This window comes from Amycolatopsis magusensis (assembly GCF_017875555.1).
GTDB lineage: Bacteria > Actinomycetota > Actinomycetes > Mycobacteriales > Pseudonocardiaceae > Amycolatopsis > Amycolatopsis magusensis.
This window is the reverse complement of sequence record NZ_JAGGMS010000001.1, coordinates 2,114,860-2,133,431: the sequence shown is the minus strand read 5'-3', so window position 1 is coordinate 2,133,431 and position 18,572 is coordinate 2,114,860. Positions and strand designations below refer to the sequence as shown.

General features: G+C 67.7%; 28 protein-coding genes. 1 reads left to right on the top strand and 27 read right to left on the bottom strand.

Features of this window, described 5'->3' with window-relative positions; all coding sequences use genetic code 11:
- Positions 1 to 314: 314 nt before the first annotated feature.
- The 27 genes from rplO to JOM49_RS09825 all read right to left on the bottom strand — a co-directional run bounded on the left by rplO (position 315) and on the right by JOM49_RS09825 (position 17,308).
- On the bottom strand, positions 315 to 761 hold the full coding sequence (gene rplO, locus JOM49_RS09955) for a 50S ribosomal protein L15 (RefSeq protein ID WP_209664026.1): 447 nt from the start codon (positions 759 to 761) through the stop codon (positions 315 to 317).
- Positions 758 to 943, bottom strand: a complete 186-nt coding sequence (rpmD, locus tag JOM49_RS09950; protein ID WP_209664025.1) for a 50S ribosomal protein L30 — start codon at positions 941 to 943, stop codon at positions 758 to 760. The genes rplO and rpmD overlap by 4 nt, the downstream gene beginning before the upstream one ends.
- 1 nt (position 944) lies before the next feature.
- Positions 945 to 1,589, bottom strand: a complete 645-nt coding sequence (rpsE, locus tag JOM49_RS09945) for a 30S ribosomal protein S5 (RefSeq protein ID WP_153035992.1) — start codon at positions 1,587 to 1,589, stop codon at positions 945 to 947.
- A gap of 40 nt (positions 1,590 to 1,629) precedes the next feature.
- Positions 1,630 to 2,031 carry a 50S ribosomal protein L18 gene (gene rplR, locus JOM49_RS09940; RefSeq protein WP_209664024.1) on the bottom strand — a complete coding sequence of 134 codons (402 nt, stop codon included), beginning with the start codon at positions 2,029 to 2,031 and terminating at the stop codon, positions 1,630 to 1,632.
- A gap of 2 nt (positions 2,032 to 2,033) precedes the next feature.
- Complete coding sequence (gene rplF / locus JOM49_RS09935; protein ID WP_209664023.1) at positions 2,034 to 2,570, bottom strand: 50S ribosomal protein L6; 537 nt, start codon at positions 2,568 to 2,570, stop codon at positions 2,034 to 2,036.
- Between the two features lie 15 nt (positions 2,571 to 2,585).
- A complete protein-coding gene (rpsH, locus tag JOM49_RS09930) occupies positions 2,586 to 2,984 on the bottom strand; it encodes a 30S ribosomal protein S8 (protein WP_153035995.1) in 399 nt (132 codons plus the stop codon).
- Positions 2,985 to 3,070: 86 nt separating this feature from the next.
- The gene (locus tag JOM49_RS09925) at positions 3,071 to 3,256 is read right to left on the bottom strand and encodes a type Z 30S ribosomal protein S14 (RefSeq protein WP_113695893.1); all 186 of its coding nucleotides are present in this window, start codon (positions 3,254 to 3,256) and stop codon (positions 3,071 to 3,073) included.
- Between the two features lie 4 nt (positions 3,257 to 3,260).
- Positions 3,261 to 3,824, bottom strand: coding sequence for a 50S ribosomal protein L5 (gene rplE / locus JOM49_RS09920; protein ID WP_209664022.1), 564 nt, complete (start codon positions 3,822 to 3,824; stop codon positions 3,261 to 3,263).
- Entirely contained in the window at positions 3,824 to 4,138 is a 315-nt protein-coding gene (gene rplX / locus JOM49_RS09915) for a 50S ribosomal protein L24 (protein WP_209664021.1), read from the bottom strand. The genes rplE and rplX overlap by 1 nt, the downstream gene beginning before the upstream one ends.
- Positions 4,139 to 4,507 (bottom strand): 50S ribosomal protein L14, encoded by a 369-nt coding sequence (gene rplN / locus JOM49_RS09910; RefSeq protein WP_004558867.1) that lies wholly within the window; start codon positions 4,505 to 4,507, stop codon positions 4,139 to 4,141.
- A gap of 89 nt (positions 4,508 to 4,596) precedes the next feature.
- The gene (rpsQ, locus tag JOM49_RS09905) at positions 4,597 to 4,884 is read right to left on the bottom strand and encodes a 30S ribosomal protein S17 (protein ID WP_113695890.1); all 288 of its coding nucleotides are present in this window, start codon (positions 4,882 to 4,884) and stop codon (positions 4,597 to 4,599) included.
- Positions 4,881 to 5,135 (bottom strand): 50S ribosomal protein L29, encoded by a 255-nt coding sequence (gene rpmC / locus JOM49_RS09900; protein ID WP_209664020.1) that lies wholly within the window; start codon positions 5,133 to 5,135, stop codon positions 4,881 to 4,883. The genes rpsQ and rpmC overlap by 4 nt, the downstream gene beginning before the upstream one ends.
- On the bottom strand, positions 5,135 to 5,554 hold the full coding sequence (gene rplP, locus JOM49_RS09895; RefSeq protein WP_113695888.1) for a 50S ribosomal protein L16: 420 nt from the start codon (positions 5,552 to 5,554) through the stop codon (positions 5,135 to 5,137). Before rplP ends, rpmC begins: the two co-directional genes overlap by 1 nt.
- Before the next feature lies 1 nt (position 5,555).
- Entirely contained in the window at positions 5,556 to 6,416 is an 861-nt protein-coding gene (rpsC, locus tag JOM49_RS09890; RefSeq protein WP_113695887.1) for a 30S ribosomal protein S3, read from the bottom strand.
- Positions 6,416 to 6,826: a 50S ribosomal protein L22 gene (gene rplV / locus JOM49_RS09885; protein ID WP_209664019.1), complete on the bottom strand. Its 411-nt coding sequence runs from the start codon at positions 6,824 to 6,826 to the stop codon at positions 6,416 to 6,418. The genes rpsC and rplV overlap by 1 nt, the downstream gene beginning before the upstream one ends.
- A 33-nt stretch (positions 6,827 to 6,859) precedes the next feature.
- Positions 6,860 to 7,141, bottom strand: coding sequence for a 30S ribosomal protein S19 (gene rpsS / locus JOM49_RS09880; protein ID WP_153035997.1), 282 nt, complete (start codon positions 7,139 to 7,141; stop codon positions 6,860 to 6,862).
- Positions 7,142 to 7,159: 18 nt separating this feature from the next.
- On the bottom strand, positions 7,160 to 7,993 hold the full coding sequence (gene rplB, locus JOM49_RS09875; RefSeq protein ID WP_209664018.1) for a 50S ribosomal protein L2: 834 nt from the start codon (positions 7,991 to 7,993) through the stop codon (positions 7,160 to 7,162).
- Between the two features lie 14 nt (positions 7,994 to 8,007).
- Complete coding sequence (gene rplW / locus JOM49_RS09870) at positions 8,008 to 8,319, bottom strand: 50S ribosomal protein L23 (protein WP_153035999.1); 312 nt, start codon at positions 8,317 to 8,319, stop codon at positions 8,008 to 8,010.
- Positions 8,316 to 9,005 carry a 50S ribosomal protein L4 gene (rplD, locus tag JOM49_RS09865; protein WP_209664017.1) on the bottom strand — a complete coding sequence of 230 codons (690 nt, stop codon included), beginning with the start codon at positions 9,003 to 9,005 and terminating at the stop codon, positions 8,316 to 8,318. Before rplD ends, rplW begins: the two co-directional genes overlap by 4 nt.
- Positions 9,002 to 9,658 (bottom strand): 50S ribosomal protein L3, encoded by a 657-nt coding sequence (rplC, locus tag JOM49_RS09860; RefSeq protein WP_209664016.1) that lies wholly within the window; start codon positions 9,656 to 9,658, stop codon positions 9,002 to 9,004. The genes rplD and rplC overlap by 4 nt, the downstream gene beginning before the upstream one ends.
- A gap of 68 nt (positions 9,659 to 9,726) precedes the next feature.
- The gene (rpsJ, locus tag JOM49_RS09855; protein ID WP_003883485.1) at positions 9,727 to 10,032 is read right to left on the bottom strand and encodes a 30S ribosomal protein S10; all 306 of its coding nucleotides are present in this window, start codon (positions 10,030 to 10,032) and stop codon (positions 9,727 to 9,729) included.
- A 367-nt stretch (positions 10,033 to 10,399) separates the two neighbouring features.
- Positions 10,400 to 11,593: an elongation factor Tu gene (gene tuf, locus JOM49_RS09850; RefSeq protein WP_209664015.1), complete on the bottom strand. Its 1,194-nt coding sequence runs from the start codon at positions 11,591 to 11,593 to the stop codon at positions 10,400 to 10,402.
- Positions 11,594 to 11,719: 126 nt separating this feature from the next.
- Positions 11,720 to 13,819, bottom strand: coding sequence for an elongation factor G (gene fusA, locus JOM49_RS09845; protein WP_209664014.1), 2,100 nt, complete (start codon positions 13,817 to 13,819; stop codon positions 11,720 to 11,722).
- Positions 13,820 to 13,882: 63 nt separating this feature from the next.
- Entirely contained in the window at positions 13,883 to 14,353 is a 471-nt protein-coding gene (rpsG, locus tag JOM49_RS09840; protein WP_005166770.1) for a 30S ribosomal protein S7, read from the bottom strand.
- Between the two features lies 1 nt (position 14,354).
- The gene (gene rpsL, locus JOM49_RS09835; protein WP_003102113.1) at positions 14,355 to 14,729 is read right to left on the bottom strand and encodes a 30S ribosomal protein S12; all 375 of its coding nucleotides are present in this window, start codon (positions 14,727 to 14,729) and stop codon (positions 14,355 to 14,357) included.
- A gap of 448 nt (positions 14,730 to 15,177) precedes the next feature.
- Positions 15,178 to 16,146: an NAD-dependent epimerase/dehydratase family protein gene (locus JOM49_RS09830; RefSeq protein ID WP_209664013.1), complete on the bottom strand. Its 969-nt coding sequence runs from the start codon at positions 16,144 to 16,146 to the stop codon at positions 15,178 to 15,180.
- A gap of 13 nt (positions 16,147 to 16,159) precedes the next feature.
- On the bottom strand, positions 16,160 to 17,308 hold the full coding sequence (locus tag JOM49_RS09825; RefSeq protein ID WP_209664012.1) for a class I SAM-dependent methyltransferase: 1,149 nt from the start codon (positions 17,306 to 17,308) through the stop codon (positions 16,160 to 16,162).
- Between the two features lie 439 nt (positions 17,309 to 17,747).
- Between JOM49_RS09825 and JOM49_RS09820 the strand changes: the two genes are divergently transcribed.
- On the top strand, positions 17,748 to 18,569 hold the full coding sequence (locus tag JOM49_RS09820; RefSeq protein WP_209664011.1) for a TylF/MycF/NovP-related O-methyltransferase: 822 nt from the start codon (positions 17,748 to 17,750) through the stop codon (positions 18,567 to 18,569).
- Positions 18,570 to 18,572: the final 3 nt, after the last annotated feature.

The following is an 18,572-nucleotide window of genomic DNA, read 5'->3' as shown; positions in this document are numbered from 1 at the left end:
AGCAGGTCCGGTGGGCGGCGGACGTGCGCGGGGTGGCACGGCGGACGCGGGGACGGCCAGGCGGCGGTCGCCGCGAGGTTTCGCGGGCAGAAGCCGGGCCTCGGTTCTGCAGGGAGAAGCAGGCCGGCCGAGTCGCGCGAGTTGGGCGCGGACATCTTGGGTTCGGCGGAGAGGCGGGGCCGGGTTCTGCGGGCAGAAGTACGCGCCCGGGTTCTGCGGGGAGAAGCAGGTAGCCGGGTTGGCGGGGAAGGCAGGACGTGAAAAGGCCCGCCGGGTCCTGGGGACCTGGCGGGCCTTTTGCGGGAAGAAGCGCGTCAGTTCGTGGTGGCGGAGCCACCGGCGGCTTCGAGCTTCTCCTTGGCGGAGCCGGAGAAGGCGTCGGCGGTGACGTCGAGCTTGACGCCGTTGAGGTCACCGTTGCCGAGAACCTTGACCAGCTTGCCCTTGCGGACCAGGCCGCGGGCCGCGAGCTCCTCCGGGCCGACCTTGCCACCGTCGGCGAAGACGCGGGCGATGTCGCCCACGTTCACCGGCTGGTACTCGGTGCGGAACCGGTTCTTGAAGCCGCGCAGCTTCGGCAGGCGCATGTGGATGGGCATCTGCCCACCCTCGAAGCGCACGGGCACGTTCTTCCGCGCCTTCGTACCCTTCGTACCGCGACCGGCCGTCTTGCCCTTCGAGCCTTCACCGCGGCCGACGCGGATCTTGTCGCGCTTGGCGCCGGGCGCCGGGCGCAGGTGGTGGATCTTGATGGCCGTCATGACTTGACCTCCTCGACCTCCACCAGGTGGCGGACGGCGTGGATCAGACCGCGCACCTGGGGGGTGTCCTCACGCACCACCGACTGCCGGATCTTGCGCAGCCCGAGGGTGCGCAGCGATTCGCGGTGGTTGTGCTTCGTGCCGATCTTGCTCTTGACCTGGGTCACCTTGAGCTGAGCCATCTCAGACCCCCTGACCGGCGCGCTGGCGCAGCATCCGGGCCGGGGCGACGTCCTCGAGCGGCAGGCCACGGCGGGCCGCCACCTCCTCCGGACGCTGCAGACCCTTCAGAGCCGCGACGGTGGCGTGCACGATGTTGATCGCGTTGTCACTGCCGAGCGACTTGGAGAGCACGTCGTGCACCCCGGCGCACTCCAGCACCGCACGCACCGAACCACCGGCGATAACGCCGGTACCGGCACTCGCCGGGCGCAGCAGCACCACACCGGCGGCGTCCTCACCCTGGATCGGGTGCGGGATGGTGCCGGCGATGCGAGGCACGCGGAAGAAGTTCTTCTTCGCCTCCTCGACACCCTTGGCGATGGCCGCGGGAACTTCCTTGGCCTTGCCGTAGCCGACGCCGACCTGACCGTCGCCGTCACCGACGACCACCAGGGCGGTGAAGCTGAAGCGCCGACCACCCTTGACGACCTTGGCGACGCGGTTGATCGCGACCACGCGCTCGAGGTGCGGGGTCTTCTCCTGGGCCGCCCCGCCACGGCCGCCGTCGCGGCGATCCCGGCGCTCGCGGCGGTCATTGCGGTCGTTGCCGCCCTGCCCGCCGGGACCGCCCTGGCCGCCGCCGAATTGCCGTGTACGTCCCGGCATCAGGCTTTCCTTCCATTCACCAGCATGTACTGCATAGTCATCAGAACTCCAGGCCCGCCCCGCGGGCGGCGTCCGCGAGCGCGGCGATGCGGCCGTGGTAGGCGTTGCCACCCCGGTCGAACACCACGCTGGTCACGCCGGCGTTCTTGGCGCGGGCGGCCAGCAGCTCGCCCACCTTGGCGGCCTTGGCCTTCTTGTCGCCGTCGGCCGCGCGCACGTCCGCCTCCATGGTCGACGCCGCGGCCAGGGTGTGCCCGGCGAGGTCGTCGATCAGCTGGACGGACAGGTGCCGCGAGGACTTCTTCACGGCCAGCCGCGGCCGCTCCGGAGTCCCGTTGATCTTCTTGCGGAGCCGGAAGTGCCGACGGGTCTTCGCCACGCGACGGCGGGTCGAGACGTCCTTGCCGACCGGCTTGCGCTTCGTCGTAGTCGTGTCGCTCATGATCACTTACCCGTCTTTCCGACCTTGCGGCGGATGCGCTCACCCTCGTACCGCAGGCCCTTGCCCTTGTACGGGTCCGGACGGCGCAGCTTGCGGATGACCGCCGCGGTCTGGCCGACCTTCTGCTTGTCGATGCCGGACACCGAGAACCGGGTGGGGGTCTCCACCTTGAAGGTGATGCCCTCCGGAGCCGGGATGTGCACCGGGTGGGAGAAGCCGAGCGCGAACTCGAGGTCCGAGCCCTTGGCCTGCACGCGGTAACCGACGCCGTGGATCTCGAGCTTCTTCTCGTAACCCTCGGTGACGCCGACCACCAGGTTGTTCACCAGGGTGCGGGTCAGGCCGTGCAGGGCCCGGCTGGAGCGCTCGTCATCCGGCCGCTTGACCTCGATGACCCCGTCGTTGAGCTCGGCGAAGATCGGCTCGGCGATGGTGTGCTCGAGCGTGCCCTTCGGGCCCTTGACCGAGATGTGCTGCCCGTCGATCTTCACCTCGACCCCGGCGGGGACGGTGACCGGCAGTTTTCCGATACGTGACATTGCTGATCCCCTCCCTTACCAGACGTAGGCGAGGACTTCGCCGCCCACGCCGTTGCGCTTGGCCTGCCGGTCGGTCTGGAGACCGGAGGACGTCGAGATGATGGCGACCCCGAGGCCACCCAGCACGCTGGGCAGTTCGGTGGACTTGGCGTACACGCGCAGACCGGGCTTCGACACGCGCCGGAGGCCGGCGATGCTGCGCTCACGGTTCGGGCCGTACTTGAGCTGCACCACGAGGTTCTTGTGCTTCTCGCCCGGCTCGTCGCGGAAGGCGGAGATGTAGCCCTCGCGCTTGAGGATCTCGGCGATGTTCGCCTTGAGCTTCGAGTGGGGCAGCACGACCTCGTCGTGGTACGCGGAGTTCGCGTTGCGCAGACGGGTCAAGAAGTCTGCGATCGGGTCGGTCATCGTCATGGTGACCTGTCAACCTTTCTCGCCCTGGTTCCCCGCCACCATCGTGGCGGGGCCTGTGGCGAACTTGGGAGTCTTGAAGGAAGCCTTTACCAGCTGGACTTGCTCACGCCGGGCAGCTCGCCGGCGTGTGCCATCTCGCGAAGGCAGATACGGCACAGCCCGAACTTGCGGAAGACCGAGTGCGGGCGACCGCACCGCTGGCAGCGGGTGTAGCCGCGCACCTTGAACTTCGGCTTCTTCGCGGCCTTGTGGACCAGTGCTTTCTTGGCCATCGGCTCAGTTCTCCTTGAACGGGAAGCCGAGCTTGCGAAGCAGCGCGCGGCCCTCGTCGTCGGTGGTGGCGGTGGTGACAACGGTGACGTCCATGCCGCGGGGGCGGTCGATGGAGTCGGGGTCGATCTCGTGGAACATCGACTGCTCGTTGAGACCGAAGGTGTAGTTGCCGTTGCCGTCGAACTGCTTCGGCGACAGCCCGCGGAAGTCGCGGATACGCGGCAGCGCGATGTTCAGCAGCCGGTCCAGGAACTCCCACATGCGGTCGTTGCGCAGGGTGACCCGCGCGCCGATCGGCTGGCCCTCGCGCAGCTTGAACTGCGCGATCGACTTCCGGGCCTTGCGCACCTCGGGCTTCTGCCCGGTGATGGTGGCCAGGTCGCGGATGGCGCCTTCGATCAGCTTGCTGTCACGGGCGGCGTCGCCGACGCCCATGTTCACCACGACCTTGACCACACCGGGGATCTGGTGCACGTTCGCGAACTCGAACTCCTTCTGGAGCTCGCCCGCGATGCTCTCGCGGTAGCGCGTCTTGAGACGCGGCACGATCTTCTCAGCGGTGGTCATCAGATGTCCTTGCCGTTGCTGCGCGAGATCCGGACCTTCTTGCCGTCCTCGCCGATGCGGTAGCCCACCCGGGTCGGCTTGCCGTCGGAGTCGACGACCATCACGTTCGACACGTGGATGGGGGCTTCCTGGGTCACGATGCCGCCGGACTGCGCGCCGCGCTGGGTCTGGCTGATCCGCGTGTGCTTCTTGATCCGGTTCACGCCCTCGACCAGCACGCGCGACCGCTCCGGGTAGGCCTGGATGACCTTGCCCTTCGCGCCCTTGTCCTTGCCGGCGATGACGACGACCGTGTCGCCCTTCTTCACCTTCACTTACAACACCTCCGGCGCGAGCGAGATGATCTTCATGAACTTCCGATCGCGCAGCTCACGGCCGACCGGGCCGAAGATGCGGGTGCCACGCGGCTCGTTGTCGTTCTTGATGAGCACCGCGGCGTTCTCGTCGAACCGGATGTAGGAGCCGTCCGGACGACGCCGCTCCTTCACCGTGCGGACGATGACGGCCTTGACCACGTCGCCCTTCTTCACCCCGGCAGCCGGGATGGCGTCCTTAACGGTGGCGACGATGATGTCGCCGATACCCGCGTAGCGCCGCCCCGAACCGCCGAGCACGCGGATGCAGAGGATCTCCTTGGCACCCGTGTTGTCGGCGACTCGCAGTCGCGACTCCTGCTGGATCACGTCAACTCCTGTATGTCTCGCCGGTTCTCACCCCGTGGACCGGGGTGAGCCTGGCGGAACGGATAGGGAACTTTGGGAAGTCCCCCGGCTTACTTGGCCTTCTCGCGGATCTCGACGAGCCGCCAGCGCTTGGTGGCCGACAGCGGTCGGGTCTCCATGAGCAGAACGCGGTCGCCGATACCGGCGGTGTTCTCCTCGTCGTGCGCCTTCACCTTGGTGGTGGACCGCATGACCTTGCCGTAGAGGGCGTGCTTCTTGCGGTCCTCCAGCTCGACGACGATGGTCTTGTCCATCTTGTCGGAGACGACCAGGCCCTCACGGACCTTGCGGTAGTTGCGGCCGGACGCCTTGTCCTGGGCCGCGATCGGCTCGCTCATGCGGCACCTTCTTCGTTTTCGGCGTCATCTGGGGAGACGGACAGCCCGAGCTCGCGCTCGCGCATCACCGTGTAGATGCGGGCGATGTCCGAACGGACGGCCCGCAGCCTGCGGTTGTTGTCCAGCTGCCCGGTGGCCATCTGGAAGCGGAGGTTGAACAGCTCCTCCTTGGCCTCCTTGAGGCGCAGCACGAGCTCCTCCGCAGTGAGTTCACGCAGCTCCGATGCCGCGGCGGCTTCTGCCTTGGCCATCAGAACTCACCACCTTCACGGGTCACGATTCGGCACTTCATGGGCAGCTTGTGGATCGCGCGGCGGAGCGCCTCGCGAGCCGTGGCCTCGTTGGGGAAGCTCAGTTCGAACATCACCCGGCCCGGCTTGACGTTGGCGATCCACCACTCCGGGGAACCCTTACCGGAACCCATGCGGGTTTCGGCGGGCTTCTTGGTCAGCGGGCGGTCCGGGTAGATGGTGGTCCACACCTTGCCGCCACGCTTGATGTGGCGGGTCATGGCGATACGGGCCGCTTCGATCTGCCGGTTCGTCACGTAGCTGTGCTCGAGTGCCTGGATCCCCAGGTCACCGAAGCTGACCTTGGTACCGCCCTTGGCGGCACCGGCGCGCTTCGGCGAGTGCTGCTTCCGGTGCTTGACCTTGCGCGGGATGAGCACGTCAGCCCTCCGTCTTCTCTGCGGCGGCCGGGGTGGTGCCCTCGGCAGCCGGGGTCGCCGACTCGGCGGCGGTGTCGTTCTTGGTCGCCGCGGCGGCCCGGCCCGCTTCCGTGGAGGTGGCCGTGGTGCCCGACGCGCCGGAGCGGCGCGGGCGGGACGGACGGTCGCCACGGTCGCGACGCGGCGCGCGCTCGGCGGCCGCGGCAGCGTCACGCGCTTCCTTGGCCTTGAGCCCGCCGACCACGTCACCCTTGTAGATCCACACCTTCACGCCGATGCGGCCGAAGGTGGTGCGGGCCTCGAAGAAGCCGTAGTCGATGTCGGCGCGCAGCGTGTGCAGCGGCACGCGGCCGTCGCGGTAGTGCTCCGAGCGGGACATCTCGGCACCGCCGAGGCGGCCACCGCACTGCACCCGGATGCCCTTGACCTGCGGCGAGCGCATGGAGCTCTGGATCGCCTTCCGCATCGCGCGGCGGAACGCCACGCGGTTGGACAGCTGCTCCGCCACACCCTGCGCGACCAGCTGGGCGTCCGCCTCGGGGTTCTTGACCTCGAGGATGTTCAGCTGGACCTGCTTCTTGGTCAGCTTCTCGAGCGCACCGCGGATCCGGTCCGCCTCGGCGCCGCGGCGGCCGATGACGATGCCCGGGCGGGCGGTGTGGATGTCGACGCGGACCCGGTCACGGGTGCGCTCGATCTCCACCTTCGAGATGCCGGCCCGCTCCATGCCCGTGGACAGGAGCTTGCGGATCTTGACGTCCTCCGCCACGTACTCGGCGTACTGCTTGTCGGCGTACCAGCGGGACTTCCAGTCCGTGGTGATGCCCAGCCGGAAGCCGTGCGGGTTGATCTTCTGGCCCACTACCGGCCACCTGCCTTCTTGCTCTTCGCCTTTTTGTCGGCCTTCGGCCGCGACTCCACCTCGACGGTGATGTGGCTCGTGCGCTTGCGGATCCGGTACGCGCGGCCCTGGGCCCGCGGGCGGATGCGCTTGAGGGTCGGACCCTCGTCGGCGTACGCGTTCTTGACCCAGAGGGTGTCCGGGTCGAGGTCGAGGTTGTTCTCGGCGTTGGCCATGGCGCTGGCGAGCACCTTCGCCACCGGCTCACTGGCCGCCTGCGGTGCGAACCGCAGCACGGCGAGGGCGTCGGCGGCGCTGCGGCCCTTGATGAGCTCGATCACCCGGCGCACCTTGGTCGGCGAGTCCCGGACGAAGCGAGCCCGCGCGAAGGCCGTGGGCAGAGCCTCGACCGTCGCATCCTTGGCGTTCATCGCTTGCTACCTCTTTGCTGTCTGTCGCACCGCTCAGCGGCGGCGGGACTTGCGGTCGTCCTTGATGTGACCCTTGAAGGTCCGCGTCGGGGCGAACTCGCCCAGCTTGTGACCCACCATCGCCTCGGTGACGAACACCGGGACGTGCTTGCGGCCGTCGTGCACCGCGATCGTGTGCCCCAGGAAATCGGGGATGATCGTGGAGCGGCGGGACCAGGTCTTGATCACCGTCTTCTTGTTCGCCTCGTTCAGCGCGTCCACCTTCTTGAGCAGGTGGTCATCCACGAACGGGCCCTTCTTCAGGCTGCGCGGCATAGTCTTCTACCTCCCTGCTCAGCGCTTCTTGCCGGTACGCCGGCGGCGGACGATCAGCTTGTCACTCGGCTTGTTGCGGCGGGTGCGGCCCTCCGGCTTGCCGTTCGGGTTGACCGGGTGGCGACCACCGGAGGTCTTCCCCTCACCACCACCGTGCGGGTGGTCGACCGGGTTCATCACGACACCACGGACGGTGGGGCGCTTGCCCCGCCAGCGGTTACGACCGGCCTTGCCCCAGTTGATGTTGGCGTGCTCGGAGTTCCCGACCTCGCCGACCGTGGCGCGGTTGCGCACGTCCACGTTGCGGATCTCGCCCGAAGGCATCCGCAGCTGGGCGTACGGCCCGTCCTTGGCCACCAGCTGGACCTTGGCGCCCGCGGACCGGGCGATCTTCGCGCCGCCACCGGGGCGGAGCTCGATCGCGTGGATCACGGTACCGACCGGGATGTTGCGCAGCGGCAGGTTGTTACCGGGCTTGATGTCGGCGCGGGGGCCGTTCTCCACGGTGTCGCCCTGGCGCAGCTTCTCCGGCGCGATGATGTAGCGCTTCTCGCCGTCCGCGTAGTGCAGCAGCGCGATCCGAGCGGACCGGTTGGGGTCGTACTCGATGTGCGCGACCTTGGCCGGGATGCCGTCCTTGTCGTGCCTGCGGAAGTCGATCAGCCGGTACGCCCGCTTGTGGCCACCACCCTTGTGCCGGGTGGTGATCTTGCCGGAGGAGTTGCGGCCGCCGCGGCCGTGCAGCGGACGCAGCAGCGACTTCTCCGGGGTGGACCGGGTGATCTCCGCGAAGTCGGAGACGCTGGAACCACGGCGACCGGGAGTGGTCGGCTTGTACTTGCGAATACCCATGTCTGCTCAGTCCCTTACGCGGCGGGTCCGCCGAAGATCTCGATCGGCTTGCTCTCAGCGGACAGGGTCACGACGGCGCGCTTGATGTCCTTGCGCTTGCCGAAGCCGTACCGGGTGCGCTTGCGCTTGCCCTGGCGGTTCAGCGTGTTCACGCTGACGACCTTGACACCGAAGATCTGCTCGATGGCGATCTTGATCTGGGTCTTGTTGGCGTCCGGGCGAACCACGAACGTGTACTTGTGGTCCTCGAGCAGCCCGTAGGACTTCTCGGAGATCACCGGCGCGAGCACGATGTCGCGGGGGTCAGGAATGGCGACGGAACTCACTGCTCGTCACTCCCTTCGGCAACTTCGCTCGACCGCGCGGTGGCCTTGGCGCCCTTGCCCTTGACGGGCCCGGCGACGAAGGCGTCGTACGCGGACTTGGTGAACACCACGTCGTCGTTGACCAGCACGTCGTAGGTGTTGAGCTGGTCCGGCGTGATCAGGTGCACGTCGGTCAGGTTGCGCACCGAGTTCCACGACAGCTCGTCGTCGCGGTGCAGCACCACGAGCACCCGCTTGGCCTCGGTCAGCGCGCGCAGCGCGGTCTTCGCCGCCTTGGTCGACGGCTTCTCGCCGCTGACCAGCTCGGTGACCACGTGCAGCTGGCCGGCGCGGGCCCGGTCGGAGAGGGCGCCACGCAGGGCGGCGGCCTTCATCTTCTTCGGGGTCCGCTGGGTGTAGTCACGCGGCGTGGGGCCGTGGACGACGCCACCACCGGTGAACTGCGGGGCGCGGATCGAACCCTGGCGGGCGCGACCGGTGCCCTTCTGGCGGTACGGCTTCTTGCCACCGCCCGCGACCTCGCCGCGGGTCTTGGTGTCGTGCGTGCCCTGCCGCGCGGCGGCCAGCTGGGCCGTCACGACCTGGTGCATCAGCGGCACGTTGGCCTGCACGTCGAAGATCTCCGCGGGGAGCTCGATCGTGCCGTCGGCTTTACCGGCCGGGGTCTTCAGCTCGACGCTGGTCATTCGGTGTTACCACCCTTCGCGGCGGTCCTGACGAAGACCAGACCGCCCTTGTTCCCGGGGACCGCGCCCTTGATCAGCAGCAGGCCCTCGTCGGCGCGCACGTCGTGCACGGTCAGGCCCTGCGTGGTCACCCGCGCGGAACCCATCCGGCCCGCCATGCGGAGCCCCTTGAAAACGCGGCCCGGGGTGGCGCAGCCACCGATCGAGCCGGGCTTGCGGTGCACGGCCTGCGCACCGTGGCTCGCGCCCTGGCCCTTGAAGCCGTGGCGCTTCATGACACCGGCGTAGCCCTTGCCCTTGGTCGTACCGGTCACGTCGATGACCGTGCCGGCGGGGAACACCTCGGCGGTGATCTCCTGGCCGACCTCGTAGCCGTCGGCGTCGGTGGTGCGCAGCTCGGCGAGGTGCCGGCGCGGGGTCACCCCCGCCTTGTCGAAGTGCCCGGTCTTCGGCTTGTTGACCCGGCGCGGGTCCACGGCACCGAAGGCCAGCTGCACGGCGCTGTAGCCGTCTTTGTCCTGGGTACGGACCTGGGTCACCACGTTCGGCCCGGCCTGCACGACGGTCACCGGAATCATCCGGTTGTGCTCGTCGAAGACCTGGGTCATGCCGAGCTTGGTGCCCAGGATGCCCTTCACTTGCCTATCAGACATGAGTCCGTCTCTTCTGTATCGCCGCTCGACTGTGTCCGGTGGTTCGGACCCTGCAAGCAGGTCCGCGCTTACTGGATGTTGACGTCGACACTGGCCGGCAGGTCGATGCGCATGAGCGCGTCCACCGTCTTCGGCGTCGGGTCGAGGATGTCGATCAGCCGCTTGTGCGTGCGCATCTCGAAGTGCTCGCGCGAGTCCTTGTACTTGTGCGGCGAGCGGATGACGCAATAAACGTTCTTCTCGGTGGGCAGCGGCACCGGGCCCACGACTGAGGCGCCGGTGCGCGTGACCGTCTCGACGATCTTGCGCGCGCTGGCGTCGATCGCCTCGTGGTCGTAGGCCTTGAGCCGAATGCGGATCTTCTGTCCCGCCATGGTGGCTGCGTTCCTTGTCGTCTCGTGCCGCTATCTGTTCAACCCGGACTTCCGCCCCGGTTTCCGCAGTTCAACGGCCCTGTCTCCGGTCCACGCGGTCGGGCGTGTCGCGCCCGCTGCACAGACGGATCCCCGGGGATCGTCGTCCTGCCTGGTCTTCCTCAACGTGAGGGGGCCACCGAATCGGCGGCCCTTGCCCGCAACCCTCACCCGAAGGAAGAGCTCGGCGGACCTCGGCTCTCGTGACAGGGCGGCCGCAACCCGGATCGGGTTCGGCCGCCCCATCACGAAGCAACCTGAATAGTGTCGCACAGGTGATTTCACGACCTGAACCCGGGGTCGAGAGCCCCCCGGGTTCAGGTGGAGATCACTTGTTGATCTTGGTGACCTGGCCGGCGCCGACGGTGCGGCCACCCTCGCGGATGGTGAACCGCAGGCCCTCGTCCATGACGATCGGCTGGATCAGGTTCGCCTTGATGTCGGTGTTGTCGCCCGGCATGACCATCTCGGTGCCCTCGGGGAGGGTCACCACGCCGGTCACGTCGGTGGTGCGGAAGTAGAACTGCGGGCGGTAGTTGTTGAAGAACGGCGTGTGCCGGCCACCCTCGTCCTTGGAGAGGATGTACACCGAGGCCTCGAACTCGGTGTGGGGCACGGTGGCGCCGGGCTTCGCGACGACCTGGCCGCGCTCGACGTCCTCACGCTTGATGCCGCGGAGCAGCAGGCCGACGTTGTCGCCAGCCTGGCCCGAGTCGAGCAGCTTGCGGAACATCTCGACACCGGTGACGGTGGTCTTGGTGGCCTTCTCGCGGATACCCACGATCTCGACCTCGTCGTTCACGTTGACCTGGCCGCGCTCCACGCGACCGGTCACCACGGTGCCACGACCGGTGATGGTGAAGACGTCCTCGATCGGCATGAGGAACGGCTTGTCCAGCTCGCGCTGCGGGTCCGGGACGTTGTTGTCCACGGCGTCCATCAGCTCGAGGACGGTCTCGCTCCACTTGGGGTCGCCCTCGAGCGCCTTCAGGCCGGAGACCTTGACCACCGGGAGGTCGTCGCCGGGGAACTCCTGGGAGGACAGCAGCTCGCGGACCTCCAGCTCGACCAGCTCGAGGATCTCCTCGTCGTCGACCATGTCGGCCTTGTTCAGGGCCACCACGATGTAGGGCACGCCGACCTGGCGGGCGAGCAGCACGTGCTCACGGGTCTGCGGCATCGGGCCGTCGGTCGCGGCGACCACCAGGATCGCGCCGTCCATCTGGGCGGCACCGGTGATCATGTTCTTGATGTAGTCCGCGTGACCGGGGGCGTCCACGTGGGCGTAGTGGCGCTTCTCGGTCTGGTACTCGACGTGCGAGATGTTGATCGTGATACCGCGCTGCTTCTCTTCCGGCGCGTTGTCGATCTGGTCGAACGCCGAGGCGGTGTTCAGCTCGGGGTACTTCTCGTGCAGAACCTTGGTGATGGCCGCGGTCAGAGTGGTCTTCCCGTGGTCGACGTGACCGATGGTTCCGATGTTGACGTGCGGCTTGGTGCGCTCGAACTTCGACTTCGCCACTGGAATGTCCTCCTGGACTTAATTTTGATCTTGCTCACCGGTCGGCGTGGCTGCCACCCGGTGAATCATTTGGTCGAAAGCGGGACCCCGTGTGCCGCGAGGCCCCGCTCCCGCGGGCTCTTGGGGTTACTCCCCCGTCGCCTTGGCGACGATCTCCTTCGCGACGTTCGCGGGAACCTCGGCGTAGGAGTCGAACTGCATGGAGTAGTTCGCCCGGCCCTGGGTACGCGACCGCAGGTCACCGACGTAGCCGAACATCTCCGACAGCGGAACCAGTGCCTTCACGACACGGGTGCCTGCGCGCTCCTCCATGGCCTGGATCTGGCCACGGCGGGAGTTCAGGTCGCCGATCACGTCACCCATGTAGTCCTCGGGCGTGGTGACCTCGACCGCCATGAGCGGCTCGAGGATGACCGGGCCCGCCTTCTTCGCGGCTTCCTTCATCGCCATGGAACCGGCGATCTTGAACGCCATCTCCGAAGAGTCGACCTCGTGGTACGCGCCGTCCAGCAGGGTCAGCTTCAACCCCACCAGCGGGTAACCGGCCAGCACGCCGTACTGCATGGCGTCCTGGGCGCCCGCGTCCACCGACGGGATGTACTCCCGGGGGATGCGGCCACCGGTGACCTTGTTGTCGAACTCGTACAGCGCACCGTCGGTCGTCGCGAGCGGCTCCAGCTTGACGATCACCTTGGCGAACTGACCGGAGCCACCGGTCTGCTTCTTGTGCACGTAGTCGAGCTTCTCGACGGTCTTCTTGATCGTCTCGCGGTAGGCGACCTGGGGCTTGCCGATGTTCGCCTCGACCTTGTAGTCGGACTTCATCCGGTTCACCAGCACCTCGAGGTGCAGTTCACCCATCCCGGCGATGATCGTCTGGCCGGTCTCCTCGTCGAGGTTGACCTGGAAGGTCGGGTCCTCTTCGGCGAGACGCTGGATGGCCAGGGACAGCTTCTCCTGGTCGGCCTTGGTCTTCGGCTCGATGGCCACCCGGATGACCGGCTCCGGGAAGGTCATCGACTCGAGCACGACCGGGTTCTGCGGGTCGGCCAGGGTGTCACCGGTGGTGGTGTCCTTCAGGCCCTGCACCGCGTAGATGTGGCCGGCCTGGCCCTCTTCGACGGGGTTCTCCTTGTTGGAGTGCATCTGGAAGAGGCCGCCGATGCGTTCCTTGCGCTCCTTGGTCGCGTTCACGACCTGGGTGCCCTTGGCGACCTTGCCCGAGTAGACCCGGATGTAGGTCAGCTTGCCGAAGAACGGGTGCGCGGCGATCTTGAACGCGAGCGCCGAGAACGGCTCGTCGGTGGCGGGCTTCCGCACGGCCTTGGTCTCGCCGTCGGGGAGCACGCCCTCGACCGGCGGGACGTCCAGCGGCGACGGCAGGTAGTCGATGACCGCGTCGAGCATGGGCTGCACGCCCTTGTTCTTGAAGGCGGAACCGGTGAGCACCGGGTACGCCTCACGCGCGATCGTCAGCTTCCGGATGCCGGCCTTGATCTCGGCCTCGGACAGCTCCTCGCCACCGAAGAACTTCTCCATCAGCGCGTCGTCGGTCTCGGCGATCGCCTCGACCAGCTTCTCGCGGTACTCGGCGGCCTTGTCGGCGAGCGCGGCGGGGATGTCCTCGACCGCGTAGTCCTCACCCTTCTGGACCTCGCCACGCCAGGTCAGCGCCTTCATGCGGACCAGGTCGATGACGCCCTCGAACTCGTTCTCCGCACCGATCGGCAGCTGGATGACCAGCGGCCGGGCGCCGAGGCGGTCCTCGATGGTCTTCACGGTGAAGTAGAAGTCCGCACCGAGCTTGTCCATCTTGTTGACGAAGCAGATGCGCGGGACTTCGTACTTGTCGGCCTGCCGCCAGACCTGCTCGGACTGCGGCTCGACGCCCTCCTTGCCGTCGAAGACGGCGACCGCACCGTCGAGCACCCGCAGCGAACGCTCCACCTCGACGGTGAAGTCGACGTGGCCGGGGGTGTCGATGATGTTGATCTGGTGGTCGGCCCAGAAGGTGGTGGTGGCAGCCGAGGTGATGGTGATACCCCGCTTCTGCTCCTCCTCCATCCAGTCCATGGTGGCGGCGCCGTCGTGGACTTCGCCGATCTTGTAGTTGATCCCGGTGTAGAACAGGATCCGCTCGGTCGTGGTGGTCTTACCGGCGTCGATGTGGGCCATGATGCCGATGTTGCGGACCTGGTTCAGGTCGGTCAGCACGTCACGTGCCACTGCAGTGTTCCCCTGTCTCAAGCTTGGGGCCCGGGCTGGCTTTTCTCGACAGCCGGGCGGACGTCACCAGCGGTAGTGGGCGAACGCCTTGTTGGACTCGGCCATCTTGTGCGTGTCCTCGCGGCGCTTGACGCTGGCCCCGAGGCCGTTGCTCGCGTCGAGGAGCTCGTTCTGCAGGCGCTCGATCATGGTCTTCTCGCGACGGGCCGCCGAGAAGGACACCAGCCAGCGGAGCGCAAGGGTGGTCGAGCGACCGGGCTTGACCTCGATCGGCACCTGGTAGGTGGCGCCACCGACCCGGCGGCTCTTCACCTCGATGGTGGGCTTCACGTTGTCGAGCGCGCGCTTCAGCGTGACGACCGGGTCGGTGCCGGTCTTCTCGCGAGCGCCTTCGAGCGCGCCGTAGACGATGCGCTCGGCCAGGGACCGCTTCCCGTCCTTGAGCACCTTGTTCACCAGCTGGGTGACCAGCGGCGAGGCGTAGACGGGGTCGGAGATCAATGGCCGCTTCGGGGCCGGACCCTTGCGGGGCATATCAGCTCTTCTCCTTCTTCGCGCCGTACCGGCTGCGCGCCTGCTTGCGGTTCTTCACACCCTGCGTGTCCAGGGAACCGCGGATGATCTTGTAACGGACCCCCGGCAGGTCCTTCACCCGGCCGCCGCGCACGAGCACCATCGAGTGCTCCTGCAGGTTGTGGCCTTCACCGGGGATGTAGGCGGTGACCTCGATGCCGCTGGTCAGCTTCACACGAGCGACCTTGCGCAGCGCCGAGTTCGGCTTCTTGGGGGTCGTGGTGTACACGCGGGTGCACACGCCACGCCGCTGCGGGCTCCCCTTGAGGGCCGCGGTCTTCTGCTTGGCAGCCTTGTCCTGGCGGCCCTTGCGGACCAGCTGCTGGATCGTGGGCAATGGACCAGCTTTCTGTCGCGATCTTGCTTGTTTCTCCCCGGCCCCCGCGGTCGGGCGTGTCGGCCCGCGTCAGGGTCATCACGACCCAAGAACTTCCCGCCGGAGTTTCCGTGGAACTGCTTGTACTCGCCAGCCCGTCCGGGCGGCCTGGCGAGCGCTGCACGCGTCCCACCCGGCGCCTGACGGCACACGGAGCGGCCCGACATGTGCCGGGCACGGTCATCAAAGATACCCGCCCCGACGGGTAGCTCCCAATCGGGGGGTCGAATCCGGGGGCGGACCACCCAGTCTAGCGCTTCGGGGCCGAGGCGCCGCGGATTCCCCACCGGCCGCGTCACACTCCCCGAAGCCGGTCAGGCTTCTGCGGGCAAAAGCATACCGGGCCCCACAGAGGCACGCATTTGCGCAGGTCAGCGCGGCGAACCTGCTTTTCCCCGCAGAAGCCGGCTCAGTGGGCGAGGGTGGATTTGTACCAGTGGACGGTGTCGCGCAGGCCGTCGGCGAGGGGGCGGGGGGTGAAGCCGATCACCTCGTACATCTTGTCGGCGCTCAGCTCGCGCGCCTTCGCCCCGCCGGCCTTCGTGGTGTCCAGTTCGATGCGTTCGGCGACCTCGAACTCGGCGAACAGCAGCCGCGCGAGTTCGAGGAGGGAGACCGACGAGCGGGTGGCCACGTTGAACGTGTCGTACGAGCCGTCGCCGACCATCTCCAGGACCGCGTGCACCAGGTCGTGCACGTGGATGAAGGAGCGCCGCTGCTGCCCGTCGCCCCAGATCTGGACGGGTTCGCCGGCGGCGATCCGCGCGAGCATGGCCGGGATCACCCGCCGCGAGCGCGGGTTCAGCCCGTCGCCGGGGCCGTACACGTTGGTCGGCCTGGCCAGGAAGACGCGCATGCCGAACTGCTGCCGGTAGGCGTCGGCCAGCAGTTCGGCGAACACCTTCGCCAGGGTGTAGCCGTCACCGGAGAGCTCCATCAGCTTCCGGTAGTCGTCCTCCTCGGTGACCAGCCCGGCCGACGAGGCCGAGTAGATCTCCGCCGAGCTGAGCAGGACCACCGTGCCGATGCCGTGGTCGCGGGCGCCGTTGAGCACGTTCGAGGTGATCCGGACGTTGGAGTCGAGGATCGAGCCGAAGTTCCGCTTCTTGAAGTCGGCGTTGCCGTCGATGCCGGCGCAGTGCACCAGCGTGTCCGCGTGCGCGCCGACGTAGCGGAAGAGCGCGTCGACCTCCAGTGTGGACAGCAGGTCGAGTTCGATCTCCTGGACACCGTCGGGGGCCGGCGCGGCCTGGCCTGCCCGGTGCAGCGAGATCACCTTCGCGCCGGCCGCGGCCAGTTCCGCGGTGAAGTGGGCCCCGATGAACCCGCGGCCGCCGGTGACCACCACCGTCCGGCCCGACCACTGCTCGGCAAGCACCGCGGTCTCCCGCTCAGACCACGCGTTCGCGGCCGACCCACCGGGGCAGGGAGGCCTCCTCGTTCCGGCCTTTCTCCAGCACCGCCAGGTTGTGGTAGAAGTGCATGCCCGCGATGGTCAGGTCGTATTCGCTGGGCTCGTAGCCCTCCAGCTGGTACTCGGCGTGGTTCAGCCCGTCGACCAGTTCCTTGAGCAGCCCCATGCTGGTGGCCGGGTCGTTGCGGTTCTCGCTGCTCCCGCCGTAACCGGGCCAGTAGGACGTCTGCAGGTCCTCGATCACGTACAGCCCGCCGGGGGCCACGTGCTTGTACAAGGTGTGGAACGCGGTGACCACGTGCGGGCAGTAGTGGCTGCCGTCGTCGATGACGATGTCGATCGGGCCGATCTCGGCGGCCAGCGACTCGAGGAACGCCGGATCGGACTGGTCGCCCTTGATCGGGTAGATCCGCTGCTCGGCGACACCGCTCTTGTCGAAGATGTCCACCCCGAACACCAGCGCGCGCGGCAGGAACCGCTTCCAGGTGCGCAGCGAGCCACCACCGGCGGCCGGGTCCTGGTAGCCGCCGATGCCCAGTTCCAGCACGGTCAGCGGGCGGTCGCGGTAGGGCTCGAAGTGGCGTTCGTAGTGCTGGCTGTAGAAGTGCAGCCCCCACTTGTCCGAACCCTGGCGCAGGGACAGCCCGGCCAGGTCGACCGGCTGCCGGGTGGTGCCGCTGAGCAGGTGCTGCAGGACCGGCACCACGTGCATGTCGGCGGCGAGCGCGGCCTGGTCCTCGAAGTCGCGCCAGCGGATGCGGTGCCCCTTCAGCTCGCCTTCGCCGCGCGGGCCGAAGACCACCCGGACCAGCTCGGTCAGCGGCAGGTCCACGGTGGCGTGCGCGGAACCGAGGTCGTCGGGGCCGTGCGTGGTCTTGCCGCCGCCGACCTGCACCCAGTGGCGCACGGGACCGCCGGGGGCGGTGAGCTCGAACAGCACCACGAGCGGCCGCTCGGCCAGCTGCGGGATGGCCTGCAGCTCGGCCCGGTTCAGCAGTTCGTCGACCAGGATCCCGGCCACCTCGTCGGCGCCGATGCGCGCCACGGCCGCGGCGATCGCCGCGTCACCCGCACCGGCGCTGCCGATCAGATCCCGCAGTACGGCCGCTCCGCGAAAGCCCTGCATTCGAATTCCCCAGTCTCCTAATACCGTCATCGGCAAATGGGAATACCGCCATCCGAGTCAACTTCCGGACTACTCGCGGCTACCACCCCATGACCTCGAACGTACCCCAAGGCGGCCGTGTCCCGAAAGGCCGTTTCAATTCGTCCGGAGCCGAATTTTCCGGGTGAGCCGGATCACAGGAGCGTACTCGACTCCGCCGAAGCGGCTACTACTTTCGTTGCAAGACAAGGGAAACACCGCGAAACCGGACAAACCAGAGAACTTCTGTTGACATCGGCGGACTCCTTGTTACCCTTCCACATAGGAGGATAAATGCGCTGCCGATCCGGCATCTGGGGAAACGCGCACTCTGCCGAACAATAATAATCTCCGCGTCCACCGATTCGCGATTATCGGCGAACCGGTGATTCGCCGCGTACGCCACACGAATGGAGCATCGGTGGACGACACCATCACCGCGAGCCGCGCCGAGACCGCGGCCAGGGACGCCTATCTCGCCCTGCTCAAGCGCTGCCTGACCCGGTATTCCGGCAGCGACATCTTCCTCGGCGCCCCGTTGCAGAAACCGCGCTGGGCCACCGACGACACCACCACCCTGCGCGACCTGGAGGAGGGCCGGTACGCGCACCAGGACGCCGACACCATGGTCGGCTGGCTGCGGCTGGACAACATCCGCGCGTGCGTGGAAAGCGTGCTGCGCGAACAGATCCCCGGTGACCTGGTGGAAACCGGTGTCTGGCGCGGCGGCACCTGCATGTACATGCGCGGCATCCTGCGGGCCTGGGGCGAGACCGAGCGCAAGGTGTGGGTGGCCGACTCGTTCGCCGGCTTCCCCGAGCCGGACCTCGAGCGCTACCCCGCCGACCGGCAGTTCACCGGCCCGCTGGCCGAGCAGTCGCTGGCCGACGTGCCGTACTCGCACTCGATCGGGCTGACGGAGGTGCGCCGCCGGTTCGCCTCGTACGACCTGCTGGACGAGCAGGTCGAGTTCCTCGAGGGCTACTTCCGCGACACCATCCCCACCGCGCCGATCGGGCAGATCGCCGTGCTGCGCCTGGACGGCGACCTCTACGAGTCGACCGATGTGGTGCTGCGCAACCTCTACGACAAGCTGTCCGTCGGCGGTTACTGCATCATCGACGACTTCAGCCTGCCGCCGTGCGTGAAGGCGGTGGAGGACTTCCGCGCCGAGCGCGGCATCACCGAACCGCTGGAGAAGATCGACTGGGGCAGCGTTTTCTGGCGCAAGACCAGCGCCTGAGGA